The following is a 20,871-nucleotide window of genomic DNA, read 5'->3' as shown; positions in this document are numbered from 1 at the left end:
TTGGAGAAACAACATGAGCAAAAAGATAAGTGTATTAATATTCGGCACCGGATTTGCGGGCCAAGGACATGCTGAAGCATTTCGAGATATGGGTGCCGAAGTCATCGGCATCGTAGGCAGAACTCAAAGTGTTGTAGAGCAAGTAGCTAAAGACATGAATATCCCCTATGCCGGCACAGATTGGCAAAAAGCATTGCAAGATTGTCAGCCAGATGTCGTTTCAATTGCAACACCAGGTGGTGCTCATGTTGAAGCAATTACCGCGGCGATTGAAAGTGGTTGTCACGTTTTCTGTGATAAGCCGTTAACTGAAAGTGGTGAAACCTCAAAACAACTTTATGAGTTGGCGGTTGCAAAAAATGTCAAAACTGCATTTGCCGCAAGCTTTCGCTACATGCCTGATGTGATTCACGCCAAGCGTTTAGTTGAAGCCGGCGCTATCGGTGAACCATTAGAAGTTGAGTGTATTTCTCACTTCAATTTAGAACGCGATATTCCGTTTGGCTGGTCACACAGAAAAGAACATGGCGGTGGCCGACTAAATAATAACTTTACTCACAAATTGTCTATTGTCACTTCCATCGTTGGTGAAAAAATCCTATCGATTATGGGAGAGGTGCGGGACGATCTAGGCAAAGCGCCAATCGTTGAAGGTGTGCATAACTTTAAAAAACGTCGCGATTTCATTCCTAGTGATCTAAATGATCCTGCTCTTAAATGGGGCGAATCGAACGTCGAATGGACCTATACGGTTTTAGCTCAAATTGAAAGTGAAATGGCTAAAAATCCAGTTTCAGTGTTATTTAAACACGGTGGATTACACCCTCGCTTCCATGAAGACCATGTGGTGATTTATGGTAGTGAAGGCGCGATCTACATTAAAGGACACTATGCTAGTGGGCCATTGTATGTGCATGACAAAACCAAAGGATGGCAAGAGCTTGCATTACCAGAGGACATTGCTAATAACGTTCCTGAAGCAGAAGGCGATACCGAAAAGAATTGGCGCTACCTTATCAGAGAACTACTAAACGATATTAAAGGCGAAAACGTTGCTCCTTATCAAACGTTTAAAGAAGGCAGCCAATATCAGCAACTGATCGACATAATCCGTAAAAACGACAATTGGGTTGACGTTAGTCATCTGCAATAAAAGGCCTACTCATGTTATATGAATATATAGTTATTGCCGGATATTTTATGTTAGTTATCGGGATTGGTTTTGCGTTCAAAAAAATGGCTGCAAACTCAACCAGCGATTACTTCCGTGGTGGCGGACGCATGCTTTGGTGGATGGTTGGTTCAACTGCGTTTATGGCGCAGTTCTCCGCTTGGACATTCACCGGCGGAGCAGGCAAAGCCTTTACTGATGGTTTCTCGATTAGTTTAGTATTTTTTGCCAATACCTTTGCCTATTTTTGCGGCTGGGCGTTTTTTGCAGCGCGCTTTCGTCAAATGCGCGTAGATACTCCTACCGAAGGAATTAAGCGTCGTTTTGGTCATCAAAATGAACAGTTTTTCTCATGGGCGCTGATTATTTTCAGTTTTATCAACGCCGGAGTATGGCTTAATGCCCTAGGAGTGTTCACCAGTGTTGTTTTTGACGCTGATGTGAGCACCACCATCATCGCCACCGGCCTAACTGTATTATTTGTTTCGGTATTGTCTGGTGCTTGGGGCGTAGTCGCCTCTGACTTTGTACAAACCTTAGTGGTTGCCGTCATTTCCATAGCCTGCGCCATTATCGCACTTGTCAAAGTGGGTGGACCGACGGCGATGATAGATAACTTCCCAGTGGACTTTGTGATGGGACCAGATATGAATTATGGCTTAATTTTAGTGGCCACATTTGTATTTTTCCTAGCTAAACAAATGATCACTATCATGAACATGCATGATTCATTTCGCTTCTTAAACGCAAAAGACTCAGCAAATGCAAGTAAAGCCGCGTTGTTAGCCATGGTACTAATGGGTGTAGGAAGTATTATTTGGTTTATACCACCTTGGGCCTCAGCCACCTTATACCCTGACGCGGCGGCAGCTTACCCGGAGCTAGGCAACAAAGCTGCTGATGCGGTGTATTTGGTATTTACCCGCAACGCTATGCCGGTGGGAACCGTCGGCTTATTGTTAGCCGGTTTGTTTGCAGCCACTATGTCCTCAATGGATTCAGCCCTAAATAAGAATTCAGGCATTTTCGTCCGCAGTATTTACCAACCTCTTTTGACTAAAAGAAACAAAGATGTCAGTGATAAACACCTGCTTACCATCAGTCAAATTGTCAGTTTTATAAGTGGGATTTTGGTTATCGCAGTGGCGCTATTCTTCAAGTCATTGAAAGAGCTCAGTCTGTTTGACTTGATGATGAACGTGTCGACTATGATTCAAGTTCCTTTGCTTATTCCGCTTATTTTTGGTTTGTTCATTAAAAAGACACCGCAATGGGCGCCTTGGGCAACTGTAATAGTGGGCTTGTTTGTTTCTTGGTTTGCAGCAAATATCTTCACGCCGCAAGTTTTGGCCGATTTGATAGGAATGGAACAAGAATTTACTCGCCGTGAATCGATTGATATCAACTTGATGATCACTATTGGCGGACACTTACTTATTACCGCCAGTTTCTTCTGTATATCCAGTTTGTTTTATTCAGAACAAAAAGATCAACATATCAATGAAAGAGAGCTGTTTTTTGAAGATCTAGAGACCCCTTTCATTGCCGATTTTGAGCAAGATGAATTCGATCGTCAACAACGTCACAAATTGGGTTCAATGGTGATGTATATGGGAGCTGGGGTATTGGCGATGATGTTGATTCCGAATCCAATGTGGGGACGCCTGGTATTTGTATGCTGTGCACTTGCCATACTCGCTGTCGGTTTCTTATTGAAAAGAAGCGCCACATCGAAAAAAGCACTAAGCACCGCATAGGCGGTGCTATTGCTTCTATTTTAACGAATTATTACACGAGTAAATCGGATGTTTTCAAAATTAAAATTTGTTTTTATTGCCAGTGGTCTTCTGCTACTCGCCGCTTGCAAACCATCTATTGAAGAAAAACATGAACAAAAATCAGTCACGCTAAGCCATGGTGTGGATGAGTCTGCCGGTGGTGTTAGCGCTTATATAATTAGTATCGATAACGCCACTTTTTATCTTGAAAAACAAGGTGGTGGACTATCAAGTATGTTAGACAAAGATGGCGTGGATTGGATTGGGTTCCACGATGAGAAAGGTTCAGGTTGGAAAGGCGAGTATCGTGGTTTTCCAAATGCAATACACAAACAAGACGGAAATTATTTCCATGCGTTAAACGCGGGAACCGAGCTGTCGACTTCAAGCATTGATATTGAAACGGATGAACACGTCAGAATTACCTTCACTTCAGGTAATGGGAAATGGCAGGGACAATGGGACTTCTATCCAGATCGCTGCGATTTCACTATGTCACAAGTCAGTGAAGGCTATAAATATTGGGTGCAATATGAAGGCGTACCCGGTGGAGAGATGGACGAAACTGATTTCTGGTATGCCTCTGTCGATGACCAACAACACCCCATAAATGAAGCTTTTATTGGTGATCTTCCCGCACCTGAATGGTTTGCTTTTGGGGATGTAAAAACATCGAGAATGATCTATTTATTACATCATCAAGATGATGCATATCCGGATGACTATGTAAGCAGACCATATATGACGGTATTGGGCTTTGGACGTCATGAAAAAGACAAATATCTGAGCACTCCTCAATCATTTTCGTTAGGATTTATTGAGTCATCTGATTATCCTGAAGTTGCGCAACAAATCAGAAATATACTGAAATAAGTGAACTTCACATGGTTTGCATAGCGCGCAAATAACAGTGTTTGCTGCGCTTACCAAACTAAGCAAAGATTTGCTAAAATTGTACGAACCCTTTATAAAAGAGTATGGTTAAAAAACATACTCGAAAGGGAAATCAAGATGCCTATAAAACTGTTTATAAAAATGCTATTTGCGGCAATGCTGCTCACTGCTTGTGCCGCTCCACAACAAACTAAAAACCCCATATCAGTAACAACGCCTAATGATGCACAACAACAGCTGCAACAAATACTCGATGAGGAGTGGCAGTACTTTCTAGATACTTACCCTGCTTATGCTAGTTACCTTGGATTAGGTAATGATCAGCAAAATAGTCGTTGGCAAGACATGAGTTTGTCGGCAATCAATGCAATTGACGCTCATAATCGTGACGTCCTTGCAAAGCTTTCTAGTATTGATGCCGAACAATTAACGGACAGTCAGCAGACTAACTATCAGTTGTTTAAATGGCAGCTAGAAATGTCCATAGAAGAGCACAAATATAAGTCCTATCTTATGCCGATAGACCAAAACCAAGGGGTGCAAACCTTGGACGATATGGCCAACTTCGTGTCGCTAAGTTCGGTCAAAGACTATGAAAATTGGTTAACAAGACTGGAAAAAATCCCCAGGTTACTTGAGCAAAATCAAAGCTTGATGGAAACCGGTATGTCGCAAGGCATGATGCCTGCCCGCGATACTATGCTACGCATCCCTGCGCAAATTCAAAAACAGCTTGTCGACACACCAGAGGAAAGTCTTTTTTATCGGCCCTTTATCAATATCAGTGACCATATATCATCTGCTGAACAGGCGCGCTTACAGCTAAAAGCTAAAGCCATTATTGCTGACCATATCATTCCAGCCTATGCTGAATTTAACGAATTTTTTATTAGCCAATATCTCCCTGCAACACGCTCTACCCATGGTTTGTGGGATACGCCTGATGGTAAAGCATCGTATCAGCAGAAGGTTCGCTATTTTACCACTACTGACCTGACACCAGATGAAATCCATCAGATTGGTTTGGATGAAGTAGCACGCAATCGTGCAGAAATGGATAAAGTCATGGAAGAAACCGGCTTTGACGGCACGTTTGAGGAATTTGTTAACTTTTTACGTACAGATCCACAATTTTATTATGAAACGCCCGAAGAGTTATTTGATGCATATCTCGCAATCAGCAAACGTATCGACCCAGAGATCGTCAAATTATTTGGCAAACTTCCTCGCATACCCTATGGCTTAAAAGCTATCCCTGATGCGGTTGCCCCTGATTCGACTACGGCATATTACAATCCGCCCGCCGCAGATGGTTCCCGTGCGGGTTATTATTATGTGAACTTATATCAACCAGAAACCCGTCCTAAATATGAAATGGAAGTGCTGAGTGTTCACGAAGCGGTACCAGGACACCATTTGCAATTGGCGTTACAAATGGAATTGGATGATATGCCCTACTTCCGTCGTTTCTTAAGCTTTACCGTGTTTGTAGAAGGTTGGGGATTGTACAGTGAACGCTTGGGATACGATTTGGGCTTGTACAAAGACCCATACTCCCGCTTTGGTCAATTAACCTATGATATGTGGCGCTCAGTGCGTTTAGTAGTAGATACGGGCATACATTACAAAGGTTGGACTCGACAGCAAGCTATTGACTACTTTAAAGCAAATGCGGCTAAAAGTGAGGAAGATATTATTAACGAAATCGATCGCTATATATCTTGGCCTGGTCAAGCCCTTGCTTACAAAATTGGACAATTAAAAATGTTGGAGCTGCGCGAACGAGCCCAAAATGAGTTAGGTGATAAATTCAACATAAAAGATTTCCACGATACTTTGTTAGGTAGCGGTTCAATTCCACTATCGGTATTAGAGACGAATATTGAAAACTGGATAGCATCGGTAAAATCTGCCAAATAGTCCAAAAGATAGAAATCAAAGGGGTCAGAGCCGTTGAAATAAAATCAATGGTTTTGATCCCGCAAGTTTAAATCAATGGCTCTGACCCCGCAGGTTCAAATCATTGGCTCTGCCCCCGCAGTTCTAAATCTATGGCTCTGACCCCGCAGGTTTTCAAGGTTTAACATAAGTTGGTGTTGCTAAACGGACAGGATTCCGAAACAGAAAGTATTGAGAAATGCAAAGTGATACAGAATAGAAGGTGTTATTTGCAGCAAATAAAAAAGCAAGCCATAGGGCTTGCTTTCAATTTAGTAATATAAATACCTAACCCTAATATCTGTTTGGAAAATGATTGCCATCAATAATGGCAATCTTAGTTAGGTATATTTACAACTCTTAGAAGCGGTAGCTACCACCAATGGTGATTCTACGGTCAGTTAAACCTTGGTAACAAAGCAAACCACCTTCGTTGATACAACTTTGCTCAACTTCAGACTCTGTGAGGTTAACAGCTTCAATACCAACGTTGAATTGCTCATTGATATCATAACTTACGCTAGCGTTAAGTTGTCCTCTATCTTCTTGTACCACTGGGAATCCCCAAGGTAAGCTAGAAGTACTACCGAAGTCAGTTGAACGGTACGCTTCACGCCATGTGTAACGCATACGAGCCGACAAACCATACTTTTCATAGTACAACGTAAAGTTGTAAGAGTTTTCAGACAAGTCAAGTAAGCCCTGAACTGCAGAAACACTGATATCGTCAATACCCGTTGTTAATGCAAACACAGCGTTAGCACGGCTAGTTGCTGAATCTTCTGCCTCACCACCTGAGAACTCTTGAATGGTATAGTTGAAAATCACACCGAAACCAGAAGCCCAACCTAGGTCATCTTCGAAACCAGCAAGGTCATATTGAACAGCAAATTCAATCCCTTTCTGAGTCGTTTCACCAGTGTCATTAATTTTTTGCGATGTAGGAACACATACGCCGGTACCAATTGGACCAAATACGTTGATGTCTGCAATTGGGTTAAAGATACCGCCGCCTTCACAAGGATCTGTGATATCACGGAAACCAGTTACAGGATCTTCATATGGGTCATCTTGTTGAGTTACGTGCAATTCAGAACGTTTCTTGTGGAAAATACCAAGACTAACCATACTTGCTTCAGCAAAATACCATTCAGCAGACAAATCGAATGAAGTCACTTCTTCAGGAGCCAAACCAGGGTTACCTAGTTGTACTGCTGGGTTTGGACTAGTAGAGAATGTATACGACGTTGAAAGGTCATCAAAATCAGGACGTCTAATATCTTTTCCCCAACCTGCACGAACAACAACATCATCGTGTACATCGGCTACTACGTTAATACGTGGTAATACGAAGTCGTAATCACTTTCAGTTGTAACAGCAGTAACCACATCGTTAGTTACAGAGTTACCTCTTGAAGTCACGTCAGTTTTTAAATAACGCACACCAAAGTTACCGCGGAGCATTTCATAAGAGAAGTTACCTTGCGCATACAAAGCAGTCGTTTTCTCTTCAATATCAAAGAAAGCAGCTGAGCTTGAAGTTGGTGAACTAATAGGTCCACGAGTTGAACCAGTAATAGCATTATTAGCAACAATGGCATCATTTAAAATAGCTAACACGCCATCTGGATCTGAAGCAACTCTTTCTGCGTCAATAAGAAGAAAATCACGTACGTATAATTCTCTACCATCAGCATCATTAAAGTTAGTCGGCCCAGGTACCAGTAGTTCTGCGAACAAATCACCAGTAGGGCTATCTGCGAATTCTCTTAAACCTACGCTGGTCGTAATCTCGTCACGAAGACTGTTTACTTTACTGTAACGGAAACCAACATCAACCGAAGTCACAACACCGTCTAGGTAATAAGTGAAATCAGTACGGAAAGCATCTTCACTGTTTTCCGCGACATCTTGGCCAATCGCCACATCACGCAATACCACGTTAGCTGGGTCAAGTAGTTGTTCAGAGCTAGGGCCAGTTACTTCACCTGTAGCAACACCAAAGGTTAGTGCGTTGCCGGTTAAATCGTAAATAAATGGCGTACCATTTTCGTTTGAATCGTATAGGTCTTCATTACCGTTTGCTTCATTGGCAAAGTGATTGGCTAGAAGAGCTTCAGCATTCAATGGAGAGTTAGGGTTGATAAAGTTCAATGTAGTATTGAAGCTAGGAGTAGTAGTATCAGAGCTTGAAGAAGACAGCTCAGCACTCACTTTAAAGTTATCACCGGTCCACTCACCACCAAGTCTGTAAATTTCACTTTTGGTTATACGAGAATTTGTATCACCTGAGAAACGTAAGTTACCGTCAGAACCATCTCCATCAATTGGAATGACACCACGTACAGCTGCTTGGATGCTACCAAGATCTTGGCCACCTAAAGAACCAAAGTTAACCGTTTCGAATTCACTAGGAGCGGCAATGTCTTTAAGTCCACTAATACCTGATGCTTGAATTCTTGAACTTTCTTGTCTGCGTTCTTGATCGTTAATAACGGCATCAAAAAACAACTTCAACTCTTCTCTTGGCGCCCATTCAAAAGTAGCGGCAATGTTAGTAGATTCATATTCGTAGTTGTCATAATCTTGTACGAAGAATTGAATTGGTAAGTAATCAAAATCTTGTGCACTTGCCGCGCCACTATCTGCAGCTACAGAGTTATCTCTATCAGCACGAGGACGGAAAGCAGTAACATCTTGCTCAGCATAGTTAAGACTTACTACTACACCGAATTCGCCGTTATCAGTATCCCAATTGTCGCCAAAAGTACCTGATAGTCTAGGAGTAAAAGTACTGTCTGTAGATAAGCTACTATTTTCACCTTGTACACGAACGGAGATTAGGGTGTCATTAAGCTGAAGTGGACGTATTGTTTTCAGGTTTACAGTTCCACCCACAGATCCTTCAATTGTTTTAGCTTCAGGAGACTTCGTCACCTCAACGCCAGATATAATTCCTGCTGAAACATCTTCAAAACTAATACCGCTGCGTCCAGCGCCAGAACCCACAGTAGATACACCGTTGATTTCCGTTCGGTTAGAGTTAGTACCACGGATTTGAACACCGGTACCAACACCAGCTGTTCTTGTAATCTGAATACCAGTAACGTTCTCTAGTACTTCCGCAAGGTTTTGATCTGGTAGCTTACCAATATCAACCGCTTCAATGACTTCAACCAAGTTATTCGATTCCCGCTTTTCGGCAAGGGCGTTGGTTAGTGAGCTACGAATACCTGTTACTTGAATAACCTCGTAATCGTCATCTGCACTTGGCTGCGCATCTTGTGCAAAAGCAGATGCGGACATATTTAGCGCGGTTGCTGAAAGCATCGCTAAAGTAATTTTCGATAATCTGTGTTGCATATATTGTTCCTGTGAGTTTTATGTGTGTTTTAAGCTTATTTTTCAGTAATTGAACATCATCTTTATGGAATATAGTTTAGATAAAAATTTACACAAACTTATTACTTCACAAGATAAAGGCTCAAGACTTACAAATAATTTACGTAATACTTACAATTTATCCTGTAAAGGTCAACCTTTTGGTAATATATTTTTTAACAAAAATTTAAAGTATTGGTCTAACCAATGCTTACATTCTAATAACCAAAGCATGTAAAAATCAATAAAAACCTTAAAATAACAATATATATCAACATGTTAAAGACAACCCATGATATAGCGTTGAGTAAAGATTATGTATAGATGCTATAGATTTTCATGTAACTAAATAGTGTGAAAAAGAAACGAAACAGGGGGTGAGTGGCACGATAGACAGAATATATTGGTTGACCAATTTGGTATTATTGGATACTTTAATTTGTCATTTTCACAATCACGCATATCCCTCAATGGGAGCGGGTACTAATTTCAATGTGTAAAGCTGCCACCGGAAGGTTACTCTAATAATCTGTTGATAGTAGACACTTACTTCAAATGAGCAAAGACGGATTGTAAACACATTATGGCGTTGCTGATGAAGTGAAGGTGAAAAGCTTACTTTTTTATTTTAATTAGAGAAACTTAAAATGCGTGAATCTTGGAGATGGTTCGGTCCCAACGACCCCGTAACCATAAATGATATAAGACAAACAGGTGCAACTGATGTTGTCAGTGCGCTGCATACTATTCCTACCGGTGACGTTTGGTCAATTGAAGCGATTCGTCAATATCAGGCTCTAATAGAAAACTGTGAAGATGATCTTATGCCCCTTAAATGGAGTGTAGTAGAAAGTATTCCTGTCCATGAAGATATAAAACTGAGACGACCTGGCCATCAAAAGTACATCGATAATTGGATCGAATCGATGGAAAACCTAGCCAAATGCGGAATAAAAACAATTTGCTACAACTTCATGCCGGTGATTGATTGGACGCGTACCGATCTCAAATTCAAACTTCCCAACGGTGCATATGCGCTGCGTTTTGATCAGAAAAAGTTTGCCGCCTTCGATCTTTTTATTTTGCAACGTGATAACGCTGAAGCAGAATACAGTGCAGCTGAAATAGAAGAAGCAAAACAGGTCTTTGAAGCTATGTCTGAGGCCGATAAAGAACAACTGACCAACAATATAATTGCTGGTCTACCTGGTAAAATGACTGACGCTTATGGACTGGACGATTTTCGCGCCATGCTAAGCAATTACAAAGATGTAACAAGTGATACTTTACGTGAAAGTTTGTTTGCATTTCTAGCACAAGTTCTTCCTCGCGCAGAAGCTATGGGCGTTAAACTGGCCATTCATCCTGATGATCCACCTCGAGACATGCTTGGACTACCGCGTATTATTTGTACCGCAGACGACTTGGATATTCTGTTTAATGCACTACCTTGCCCGTCAAACGGTATTACCCTTTGCGTAGGCACATTTAGCAGTCGTCCAGACAACAACTTACCGGCTATGGCTAAGCAATTTGGACCGCGTATTCATTTCTCTCATCTTCGCGGTGTCACCCGTGACCCCAATGAACAGCGCACTTTTTACGAAGCTAGCCATCTCGATAGTGACATAGACATGATTCATGTGGTGAAAGAATTGTTGAATGAAGAAAACCGACGTCGACAAGCCAACTCGCTAGATCAAGACATATTTATTCGTCCCGATCATGGTCATCAGATGATGGATGACATCGGTAAAACCGTCAACCCAGGCTATTCCGGTATTGGTCGTTTGAAAGGTCTTGCCGAAGTTAGAGGGGTAATAAGAGCCCTCTCTGCCCAGTTCGAAGAGCAATCATCATGAATAATATCATTAAGTTTTCGGCAAACCGTGTTTGGCGAACCTATCAAGGTGGAAAATTGCTCGATCTAATCGAAGGCAAAGAGAATCCACAAGATTCCAGTTTTCCAGAAGATTGGATTGGTTCAACGGTAGAAGCCCGTAACATTGGCCGCGAAGAGATCTCTGAAGGATTAGCAACCGTCAAGCTTGAAGATGGCAAATCAGTGACGTTTCGTGACTTGTTGAATCAAGATCAACAACACTTTTTAGGTTCTGTTAATAACTCTGCTCGCTCGTTAGATGACATTCCGCTAGTAAAATACCTGGACAGTGCCACACGGTTGCATTTCCAAGCGCATCCTACCCGGGAATTCGCACAACAAAGACTAGGTTATCCTCGTGGGAAAACCGAAGCATATGTTATTTTGGAGATCCGCGAAGATGTAACTGATCCCTACATTTACGCCGGCTTTCAAAGATCACCCAGTCGTGAACAGCTCAAAAAATGGATAGAAGAACAAGATATTGCTTCCATTGAAAAGTGTTTCGATCGCATACCTGTAAAACCAGGTGACGTATTTTTGCTGCCAGGCGGACGTCCCCATGCGTTAGGAGAAGGCATTTTGATGTTGGAGATCATGGAACCATCTGATTTAGCAGTCAGATTTGAATTCGAAAGATGTGGTTATGTGATTCCTGAAAAAGCACGCTTTATGGACCGCGGCATAGAGACTGCATTAGATGCGTTCAACTTCTCCCCTGTTCCGCCTGAACAGATAGATGATGAATTTCGTTGCATCCCAGAAGTACTGATTGACGACAACGCGGGTAACACCCTCGAAGAGCTAATCGGTCCTGATAAAACCCCTTGCTTTACCGTCAGACGTGCTGCCGTTCAAGGCAATTTCCTGCGTAAACAAGATGCTTTTTTCATAGGGGTAGTAACCCAAGGAAGTGGTGTTTTGCGAGCAGGAAATGAAGTTACCCAATTAAATCAGTGGGATCGCTTCTTTTGTCCTGCAAACATTGAAGATTTCCAATACGAATCTGAATCGGGAATGACTGTACTGGAATGCTATCCAGGAAGTGACAAAAAATAACAATAAAATAAAAAAGTTGACTTAGCTATGTTGCGAAAGTGAGTAAATAAGTTGCGATTAGGCAGCGAAATCATAGCTAAAATCGACTTTATTATACCGGGTTACTCGAATATCTGGGAAGCATAAATCCTAGCGAGAGTTGCGGGGTAATAAAGCAGCGCCCATTGCGCAACAACCGGAGTCATCATAATGACAGAGGTACCACAAATGGATCATCCGAACAAAAAGTCTTTTAAACAAAAGTTTGCCCAAGGACTGGCTCTTTTTCTACCCGGTATTTTCTTACTGGGATTCAACATTGGCACCGGCAGTGTTACCGCAATGGCAAAGGCAGGCGCTGAATATGGCATGTCTTTATTGTGGACCATCATAGCCTCCTGTTTATGTACTTTTTTCATGATTAACTTGTATGGTCGTTATACGCTCATCACTGGCGAAACGGCTCTTCAAGCATTTAGGAAGCACATCCACCCAGGTGTCGGCATTTTCTTCTTAGTAGCACTAACCTTTGGTGTATGTGGCAGTGTAATGGGTGTAATGGGTATAGTGGCTGATATCTGTTATGAATGGTCAAAATCTGCTATCGATGGTGGTATTGCGCCTATTTACTTTGCCGGATTTTTTCTAAGCTTGGTTTATTTCATATTTTGGAATGGTAAAACCGAGTTTTTCGAGCGTAGCCTCGCGGTTATTGTCGCCATAATGTCGGCGTGTTTTTTAATAAACTTCTTTATCATGATGCCGCCTCCAATGGAGATTCTAAAAGGCTTAATACCCAGTATTCCAGAAGTGACATCAGCTACCGACAAGGGGCCATTTTTAGTCATCGCCTCAATGATTGGCACCACTGTTTTTTCCGGTTTATTTATTATCCGCACCACCTTGGTAAAGGAAGCGGGCTGGACCTTGGCTGATTATAACAAACAACGTAATGACGCTATTTTCTCGGTATTTCTGATGTTCATCATTAGTGCATCCATTATGGCTGCAGCCGCGGGCACCTTATTCGTTGAAGGTATTGGTTTATCCAAAGCATCTCAAATGATAGGTATTTTAGAACCACTAGCGGGAACCTTAGCGACCTCAATATTTGCGTTTGGATTGATAGCAGCTGGCGTGTCCTCACAATTTCCTAATATATTAATGCTACCTTGGCTGTTGTGTGACTACACCGGCGCAGAACGCGATATGACCCTAGCTAAATTCCGTATCATGGTATTTGTTATTTCACTGCTTGGCTTAGTTGTACCGATTTTTGATGCACGCCCGGTGTTTGTGATGATTATTTCCCAAGCGTTTAATGCCGTTATCTTGCCAGTTACCGTAGCTTGTATTTTCTATTTGGGTAATCGCAAGGATTTAATGAAAGAGCATGCTAACAGTTGGATAGCCAATGTCATTCTTGCCGCGATTTTACTGTTTTCAATCTTCACGTCGGCAATTGGCATAAAAGGAGTTTGGCAATTAGTGGTTGCTTAAAACCGAACCGTTATATTTGCCTTAAAAAGCCAACTAGTTAGTTGGCTTTTTTTGTAAATTGCAAGCTACTGAGATCTCATTCTCATATTCTCAGTTTCCATTCGAATTTTGCGAAACTCAGAGCTTTCTTTCCACTGTGGCCAGCGATTCGAATCGCCTAGATCTCGTATAATCGAGTGGAATAATTCGATGTCTTCAACCGCACCGCGTAAATCCCAATCGTCACTCCAAGCATCACAGGTTTGGTGATAACAATTTCCGGTATAGTCGGCAATCCATTGATCGCCCGCAGCACGTCCTCCATCTATCAAATCAGCTCCACCGGCTATGCCCATTATCAACAAAACAGGTACGCCTTGACGGGCCAATGAGAAGTGGTCTGCACGGAAAAACAAACCATTTTCAGGCAAATTTTCCGGCGTAACCACGCGAGACTGCAATGCCGCTGCGCGAGCAAGATCATCTTCAAGATCACTTTGACCTTCACCAACCAAAATAACATCTCTAGCCGGACCCGCTGTTTGTAAAATGTCTAAGGTAAAGTTGGCGACGGTAGAATATAGAGGATAAATGGGGTTCGAGGCATAAGCGGCAGAACCTAATAATCCACTCTCCTCAGCAGTCCAAACTGCAAACACCACACTTCGCGCCATAGGCGGTCCAGCTTTAAGTACGCGAGCCAATTCAATTATACCAGCGGTGCCAAGTGCATCATCATTAGCTCCTGGACGAACAGTGCGGCCCAATTCATCCGGCTCTCCTTGACCATAAGCATCCCAATGAGCAGATACCATTAAGGTTTCATCTTGTTGAGTGGTTCCTGGCAATCGCGCCAACACGTTTTGTGAATCAATATTATCCATTGAGACCGTAAAGTCAGCTGATAATCTCGCTTTTGGCAGTTCAAAAGCACGAAAGTCATCTGAACGAGCTAGTTTGCGCTGTTCGTCTAAATCTAAGCCAACAGCGTTAAACAATGCTGTTGCAGCGTCGTTATGCAGCCAACCTTGCAGCAAAGGAGGCAAAGGGCCATTGGTTTCAGCCAAGGTAAACTGTTCACCGGCGGAAGACGATGCCACATTCCAACCGTAACCCGCAGCCTTGTCTTCATGAATAACTAACGCAGCTAATGCACCTCGTCTCGCAGCTTCTTCATATTTGTATGTCCAACGACCATAATATGTCATGCGTTTATTGCCAAACCGGCCAGCAACGGCTTCATTTGGTGCAGCTGAAAAGTCGGGATCATTGACTAAAAAGACCGCCACTTTGCCGGTTAGGTCAATATCAGCAAAATCATCCCAGTTACGTTCAGGTGCATTCACCCCATATCCCACAAATACCAAAGGGGCATCTTTAATACTTGCTTTGTCGACCGCACGAGCAGTGCTAATAGCCACATCACTTCCCTGCTGCCATGTTTGATCAGTGTTTGCTACTTTTATATTCAGTGAACCGCTGGAGTCTAACTGTGTATGCACCAGCGGTACCGACTGCGTCCAGCCACCATCAATGCCGCCGGGTTCCAAACCCAGAGATTGAAATTGCTCAATTAAATAGGCAACAGTTTTTGCCTCACCCGGTCCACCAGGAGCGCGACCTTCAAACTCCTCTGACGCTAGTACTTTGACAATGTCAGAAAGACGTTGGCTATCAATCGAATTAGAGGGCTTTTGTGAGGCAGTTTCATTAGCGCTATCTTGAACTGATTTAGGCTCAGTTGAATCGGAACAAGCACTGATTCCGACGATTAAGGTTAAGCTGAAAAACAATTGGGTAACGAGCTTCATAAATATTATTCCGACAAAATTAAAAGATGAGCAGTAAGCTGCTTTGCTATAGCTGTTCTTTACTGGAACGCGAATCCCATCGCTTAGTGCGGTCAATGCAGTCACTAGAGTACAAAAACTCTGTTGATACTAAGGGCCATAGTGGTTCTCGATTATATCATTATTTAGCCGCTTAATTTAGTTATGAGCAGGCAATAAAAAGAGGCAAATGTTTGTGCTTAACATATTGCTGAATATTTCAAATATGAACATTTATTATTAAGCAGGAAGATTAGTCTGCTTTGCTGTTTTAATTTGTATCAATTTGAGAATCATAACAAACCAATGCGTTTTCTTTTAAGACGCTTTATAAGTTTGGATTACTACAAATGATGTTAATACATTGTTTTTAATACACTTATTGTTAATGGAATGTTAATTGCTGAGTGAGGGATGAGAAAAACAAATACTAAGGAAGTAAAGTAATGACATTTCAGATTAAAAAATCATATTTAGCCACCACTATGGCCTTATCGTTATCTGCATCAAACTTATTTGCCGCGCAAGTGAATACCGATCCAGGTGATTACCGTCCACTCCCAGATGGCTACAATTTAGGTGTTCTGTACTATCAGGATACGAGTCTCGACACATTCTATGTAGACGGGTATGAGATCGCCGATGGCCCCACACTTTCAACCAATGTTGGGCTAGCCAGATTCGTTCATTATATGGAAGTTGGCGGTTTCGTAATTGACCCGCAAGTGGTACTTCCTTTCGCCGATATTAAACTCAATGCTGGCGAAACTGAATTATCCGCGTCGGGCATTGGCGATCCATTAATGGGGGCAACAATTTGGCTTTTTAACGATACTAAATCCCAAGCTGCATTTGGGGTAACCGGTTGGGTCTCTTTTCCCTTAGGCAGTTACCACGAAGAGCAAGGCGCAATTAATGTTGGTGAAAATCGCTATAAACTAATTACCCAAGCCGCGTATGTTTCACCAATTTATAATAAGTTTTCCTTCGAGATTATAGCTGAGTATACTTTCTTCGGAGACAATGACGACTTTGGTAGCAGCGGGATAACCAAACAACAAGACGCCCAATACGGTGTGCAAACTCACTTAAGTTATCACATGTCGGACGCGACTAAATTAGCATTTAGTTACTATCATGATTTCGGTGCTGAAACCGAAGTTGCTGGCGTCAAACAAAACGACGAGCTAAATAGTAGCCGTTTCCAAATTTCAGTTCAGCATTTCCTTGCTCCAGACTGGCAAGCACAAGTGCAATATGGACGCAGTATTTCTGTGGAAAATGGCTTTTACGAAGACTCATTCGTAAATTTGCGATTACTTAAAGTCTTCTGATTTAAGTGACTCACGAGTCAAAAGTTAATAAATTTTACAAAATTAACATTTAGTTTTAATTGTATTGAATGAACCTTTTTTTAAACATATACTCAAAATTTGCCTGCCCACTCAGTGCGTATATAGACACTTAGTCGTGTATAGGGTTTTACTTGTAACAAGTTGAGTAATTAATGGGATAAGCATTTTTTAAGTATGCTGACAAGGAGCGCCATTTAGATTTCAAGGATCATTTATAAAGCTGTAGTTTGGAAGCGTTCGCCATCTACAGCTTTGTAGCGCAATTAATTTAGATAAACTAAGTATGTTAAATTATGAATTCTGAATTAGCAGTATTGAAACAACGCTTTTATGAGGGAGAACTAAATATTGGCGAATATTTGCCATGCTCCATTAGAGAATCCTGGTTACGATGTAAAAATAACGCTCTTGATATGAAGGGTGAACTCGAATACGAACACTACAGAAAACACCGTTTTGATGAGCTCAAGTACAATTCTAAGCTGCTTATCGAAAGCTCCCAAAGCCACCTTCAACATTTACATGAGTCAGTTTCCGATGCTGGCTGGTCGATATTATTAACAGACGCAAACTGTAATACCCTACAAGTTATGCGTTCTAAAAGAATTATCAATGACAATTTATTTTCCGCCTTTAAAAGCGGCGTTGCCCTCAACGAGCATAGTGTGGGTACAACAGCAATGTCTTGTTCCATTCAAAGCAAACAGTTTACCCGCGTGTTTGGCGGTGAACATTATAAAGAGTCACTTGCAGGTTTAAATTGCGCAGCGCTGCCAATCCTTAATCCCAAGGGCGTCGCCATAGGATCAATCAATTTAACCAATGAAAACCCGCTAAACGATTCGCAGGTCTTTTACATGCTAAAGACCTGTGCTAAAAATATCCAAAGACAACTTTTATGTTCAATGCCTGAGACTTTGGTGATTGAGCTAACCGTATTGTCGGGTCAATTTGGTGAGCTTACCAATTTGATCATTGCAGTAGCACCAGATAGCACTATTGTTGGCTGCAATGAAGCAGCTCAGCGCTTTCTATTTAGTAATCGGCTATTGAACGGTCAGACATTTCATTCCATTTTTGATACTCCTTTTTCAGATGTATTAGATATTGGAGTATCTCAAAAAAAGTCGTTTAATCTCAGAGCAATCTCGGGAGTACTTCTCACTGCCCGAGTTATTCAACCTCTCTCCACACCCAAAACGTCACGTAAAGCCTATATACATCCACCAAGTACTCAGACAAAGTCGCAACATAGTAAGACATATTTTGGTGACCAATCGATCAGCAAAAGCATAGAGCGTGGAACAAAAGTAATTGAACGCCTCCCCGTCATTTTGTTAGGTGAATCAGGTGTAGGTAAAGAAGTGACGGCTCAACATTTACATGATGCAAGCCAATGTTCAGGTAAATTTGTATCCATCAATTGTGCGTCGATTCCTGAAACATTAATTGAGAGTGAGTTATTTGGTTATCAAGGAGGCGCTTTTACCGGTGCTGATAAGAAAGGCTACAAAGGTCGTATAGCTGAAGCTCATAACGGGACGCTATTCTTAGATGAAATTGGCGATATGCCTGTTGCTATGCAAAGTCGTTTACTAAGGGTATTGGAAACCAGAAAGGTCAATCCATTAGGTTCAAATATCGAAAAAGAAGTCAGCTTTCAACTAATATGCGCCACCAATGTTGATCTGGCGAAATTAGTCGAATCGGGAGGTTTCAGAAAAGACCTTTATTATCGAATAAAAGGTTATGCGATAAATTTACTGCCCTTGCGTATGCGCGAAGACAAAGTTGGCATTGCTGAGGTGATATTACAAAAAACTTGCCAAAATAAAACGTCATTGTCAGACGAAGTGAAACAGCTACTAGAATGCTACGATTGGCCTGGTAATATTCGAGAGCTCCGAAATGCACTGCTTTATGCAGACACCATTGATGAAGGAGATGACAGCATAATATTGCAAGAACTCCCTGATGAGTATCATGCTCTTGTTACGCCAAAGACTGACCCACTGACGATTGGTGAAAACAATAAATCCTTAGGTAAAGTAGATATTGAAATGCAAAAATTAATCTCTACGGCGCTACATGAATGCAATGGTAATATTAGCGAAGCCGCCAAATGGTTAGGCGTATCTAGAGCGACCTTGTATAGAAAGCTGCCAGCTAATTATCTTAAAAGTGTGTCATCTTGATACACTTTTAATTTCAATTTGTCTCAAGTTGATTTTCTCTCTTCCAAATTATCCTAACTCCACAAACAAACCTTTTAATATCAATAAGTTAACAATTATTTTACTTTTGGCATACATCCTGCTTTTCTAAAGCAAACAAAAAATATAATTAGGATAACTACTTATGTCAGATAAAGATCTTAAGTCTAAAAAAATGTTAAATATTAACGCTTCAGATGAGGCATCTCTTGTTGATGATTTTAAAACAGGGAAAGTCTCTCGACGAGAATTTTTACGCATGGCAGCAGCTTTTGGCATTGTTGCCCAAGCCCCGCTTTTTTTGGGTGCAGCTCATGCCAAAAACACATCATCTGAAGAGTATGATTATATTGTTTTGGGCGCAGGCTCTGCAGGTTGTGCAGTGGCAGCTCGCCTATCAGAAGATCCAGCTAACAAAGTGTTAGTTCTAGAGGCAGGTCCAGCCGATACGAATGACTTTATCCACATTCCAGCGACCTTCCCACTCTTATTCAAAACCCCGTTAGATTGGAATTATCAGTCGCAACCTCAATCATCACTAAACGGTGGAAAACTCTATATGCCCAGAGGCAAGGTGTTTGGTGGTTGCTCGTCAATAAATGCAATGATTTATCAACGGGGACATTCTTCAACATATGACAACTGGGGAGAAACTAACCCTGGGTGGAGCTACGCTGATGTACTGCCATTTTTCAAAAAGGCTGAAACTAATTCTCGCGGTGCATCTGCGGCGCACGGCGGTGACGGTCCATTAAGCGTAACCGATCTAAACGATCCTAATCCGATTACTCTTGCCATGGTCGAAGCATCTAAACAAGCTGGTTACACCATAAATAACGACTTCAATGATGGTGACCAAGAAGGTATTGGGATGTTTCAGGTGACACAGAAAAATGGTCACCGAGCCTCAGCTGCTGTCAGTTATCTTCACCCTGCAATTAATTCTGGCCGCTTAACCGCCCAAGCTGAAGCCATGGTCCAAAAAATTATTGTAACCGATGGACGAGCAACAGCGGTTAAGTTCCTAGTTGATGGCAAAGAACATATTGTTAAAGCGCGCAAAGAGATTATCTTGTCTGGCGGTTCTTATAACTCCCCCCATCTATTGATGATGTCGGGAATCGGTCCTAAAGAACACCTTCAAGAACACGGTATTAAAGTGGTTCATGATCTTCCTGGAGTAGGCGAGAATCTGCAAGATCACTATATGCTACCAGTCGTTTATAATTGCCCTAAGCCAATCAGCTTGTCGCAAGCAGGGAATAAAGAACAAGCCGCACTTTTTGCAGAAGGTAAAGGCTTATTAACATCAAACATTGGTGAAGCCGGTGGTTTTTTGAAGCTAGACCCCAAATTGAAAACTCCTGAATTACAATTCCACTATGTTCCAGGCTACTTTATTTTAGACGGCGCGGGCAATCCAACAGATGGAACTGATGCATTCACAATTCTACCTTCTTTAGTGCAAAGCAAAGGAAAAGGCACTGTGAAATTAGCCTCGGCAGATCCCTTAACCAAACCTCTAGTTGATCCTAATATTTTTGAACACGAAAGTGATTACGATGTGCTGATTAAGGGCATCAGGATTGCGCGAAAAATCATAGCAGAATCAGCCTTGGACGAATACCGTGGTAACGAATTCTTACCCGGTGCTGATGTTCAAACAGATGAAGAACTTAAAGCCTATATCAAGAAATATATTCAAACCATATATCACCCAGTTGGAACCTGCAAAATGGGGAATGATGATATGGCGGTTGTGGATCACAAATTACGTGTTCATGGCATTCGCGGATTACGTGTCGCTGATGCGTCAATTATGCCAACCATAATCAATGCTAATACCAATGCCCCCAGCATTATGATTGGTGAAAAATGTGCGGATCTTATCCGCACAGCATAAGTTCAGGAAG

Annotated in this window: 12 protein-coding genes; 10 read left to right on the top strand and 2 right to left on the bottom strand. The window is 41.8% G+C overall.

Annotated features, from left to right (window positions below):
• Positions 1–13 precede the first annotated feature (13 nt).
• From Q4567_RS03305 to Q4567_RS03290, 4 genes are all read left to right on the top strand, one after another.
• Positions 14–1,153 (top strand): Gfo/Idh/MocA family protein, encoded by a 1,140-nt coding sequence (locus tag Q4567_RS03305; RefSeq protein WP_216049570.1) that lies wholly within the window; start codon positions 14–16, stop codon positions 1,151–1,153.
• 11 nt (positions 1,154–1,164) lie between these two features.
• Complete coding sequence (locus Q4567_RS03300; protein WP_216049569.1) at positions 1,165–2,928, top strand: transporter; 1,764 nt, start codon at positions 1,165–1,167, stop codon at positions 2,926–2,928.
• 48 nt (positions 2,929–2,976) lie between these two features.
• Entirely contained in the window at positions 2,977–3,822 is an 846-nt protein-coding gene (locus Q4567_RS03295; RefSeq protein WP_303499348.1) for a hypothetical protein, read from the top strand.
• A 138-nt stretch (positions 3,823–3,960) separates the two neighbouring features.
• Positions 3,961–5,763: a DUF885 family protein gene (locus tag Q4567_RS03290; protein ID WP_303499347.1), complete on the top strand. Its 1,803-nt coding sequence runs from the start codon at positions 3,961–3,963 to the stop codon at positions 5,761–5,763.
• A 378-nt stretch (positions 5,764–6,141) separates the two neighbouring features.
• Here Q4567_RS03290 and Q4567_RS03285 read toward each other — a convergent pair whose 3' ends face one another.
• The gene (locus Q4567_RS03285; RefSeq protein ID WP_216049566.1) at positions 6,142–9,144 is read right to left on the bottom strand and encodes a TonB-dependent receptor; all 3,003 of its coding nucleotides are present in this window, start codon (positions 9,142–9,144) and stop codon (positions 6,142–6,144) included.
• Positions 9,145–9,809: 665 nt separating this feature from the next.
• On the opposite strand from Q4567_RS03285, the gene uxuA reads away from it, so the two are divergent.
• The 3 genes from uxuA to Q4567_RS03270 all read left to right on the top strand — a co-directional run bounded on the left by uxuA (position 9,810) and on the right by Q4567_RS03270 (position 13,582).
• Positions 9,810–11,024, top strand: a complete 1,215-nt coding sequence (gene uxuA, locus Q4567_RS03280; protein ID WP_303499344.1) for a mannonate dehydratase — start codon at positions 9,810–9,812, stop codon at positions 11,022–11,024.
• Positions 11,021–12,103 (top strand): class I mannose-6-phosphate isomerase, encoded by a 1,083-nt coding sequence (locus Q4567_RS03275; protein ID WP_303499342.1) that lies wholly within the window; start codon positions 11,021–11,023, stop codon positions 12,101–12,103. Before uxuA ends, Q4567_RS03275 begins: the two co-directional genes overlap by 4 nt.
• Positions 12,104–12,292: 189 nt before the next feature.
• Positions 12,293–13,582, top strand: coding sequence for an Nramp family divalent metal transporter (locus Q4567_RS03270; protein ID WP_252729334.1), 1,290 nt, complete (start codon positions 12,293–12,295; stop codon positions 13,580–13,582).
• Positions 13,583–13,647: 65 nt separating this feature from the next.
• Here the strand turns inward: Q4567_RS03270 and Q4567_RS03265 are convergent, their stop codons facing one another.
• Positions 13,648–15,372 carry a M28 family peptidase gene (locus Q4567_RS03265; protein WP_303499341.1) on the bottom strand — a complete coding sequence of 575 codons (1,725 nt, stop codon included), beginning with the start codon at positions 15,370–15,372 and terminating at the stop codon, positions 13,648–13,650.
• Positions 15,373–15,836: 464 nt separating this feature from the next.
• On the opposite strand from Q4567_RS03265, the gene Q4567_RS03260 reads away from it, so the two are divergent.
• From Q4567_RS03260 to Q4567_RS03250, 3 genes are all read left to right on the top strand, one after another.
• On the top strand, positions 15,837–16,724 hold the full coding sequence (locus Q4567_RS03260) for a transporter (RefSeq protein ID WP_303499339.1): 888 nt from the start codon (positions 15,837–15,839) through the stop codon (positions 16,722–16,724).
• A 314-nt stretch (positions 16,725–17,038) separates the two neighbouring features.
• Positions 17,039–18,940: a sigma-54-dependent Fis family transcriptional regulator gene (locus tag Q4567_RS03255; RefSeq protein ID WP_216049561.1), complete on the top strand. Its 1,902-nt coding sequence runs from the start codon at positions 17,039–17,041 to the stop codon at positions 18,938–18,940.
• Between the two features lie 163 nt (positions 18,941–19,103).
• Positions 19,104–20,861: a GMC family oxidoreductase gene (locus Q4567_RS03250; protein ID WP_303499336.1), complete on the top strand. Its 1,758-nt coding sequence runs from the start codon at positions 19,104–19,106 to the stop codon at positions 20,859–20,861.
• Positions 20,862–20,871 lie beyond the last annotated feature (10 nt).

The organism is Aliiglaciecola sp. 2_MG-2023, from assembly GCF_030548145.1.
Lineage (GTDB): Bacteria > Pseudomonadota > Gammaproteobacteria > Enterobacterales > Alteromonadaceae > Aliiglaciecola > Aliiglaciecola lipolytica_A.
Note: the sequence above shows the minus strand (reverse complement) of the source record. Positions and strands in the feature narration are given on the sequence as shown.

What these genes read in the sequence shown, in the direction of transcription:
- Q4567_RS03305 (WP_216049570.1), top strand. Translation starts at nt 14, where the DNA reads ATGAGCAAAAAGATAAGTGTATTAATATTCGGCACCGGATTTGCGGGC.
- Q4567_RS03300 (WP_216049569.1), top strand. Translation starts at nt 1,165, where the DNA reads ATGTTATATGAATATATAGTTATTGCCGGATATTTTATGTTAGTTATC.
- Q4567_RS03295 (WP_303499348.1), top strand. Translation starts at nt 2,977, where the DNA reads ATGTTTTCAAAATTAAAATTTGTTTTTATTGCCAGTGGTCTTCTGCTA.
- Q4567_RS03290 (WP_303499347.1), top strand. Translation starts at nt 3,961, where the DNA reads ATGCCTATAAAACTGTTTATAAAAATGCTATTTGCGGCAATGCTGCTC.
- Q4567_RS03285 (WP_216049566.1), bottom strand. Translation starts at nt 9,144, where the DNA reads ATGCAACACAGATTATCGAAAATTACTTTAGCGATGCTTTCAGCAACC.
- uxuA (WP_303499344.1), top strand. Translation starts at nt 9,810, where the DNA reads ATGCGTGAATCTTGGAGATGGTTCGGTCCCAACGACCCCGTAACCATA.
- Q4567_RS03275 (WP_303499342.1), top strand. Translation starts at nt 11,021, where the DNA reads ATGAATAATATCATTAAGTTTTCGGCAAACCGTGTTTGGCGAACCTAT.
- Q4567_RS03270 (WP_252729334.1), top strand. Translation starts at nt 12,293, where the DNA reads ATGACAGAGGTACCACAAATGGATCATCCGAACAAAAAGTCTTTTAAA.
- Q4567_RS03265 (WP_303499341.1), bottom strand. Translation starts at nt 15,372, where the DNA reads ATGAAGCTCGTTACCCAATTGTTTTTCAGCTTAACCTTAATCGTCGGA.
- Q4567_RS03260 (WP_303499339.1), top strand. Translation starts at nt 15,837, where the DNA reads ATGACATTTCAGATTAAAAAATCATATTTAGCCACCACTATGGCCTTA.
- Q4567_RS03255 (WP_216049561.1), top strand. Translation starts at nt 17,039, where the DNA reads ATGAATTCTGAATTAGCAGTATTGAAACAACGCTTTTATGAGGGAGAA.
- Q4567_RS03250 (WP_303499336.1), top strand. Translation starts at nt 19,104, where the DNA reads ATGTCAGATAAAGATCTTAAGTCTAAAAAAATGTTAAATATTAACGCT.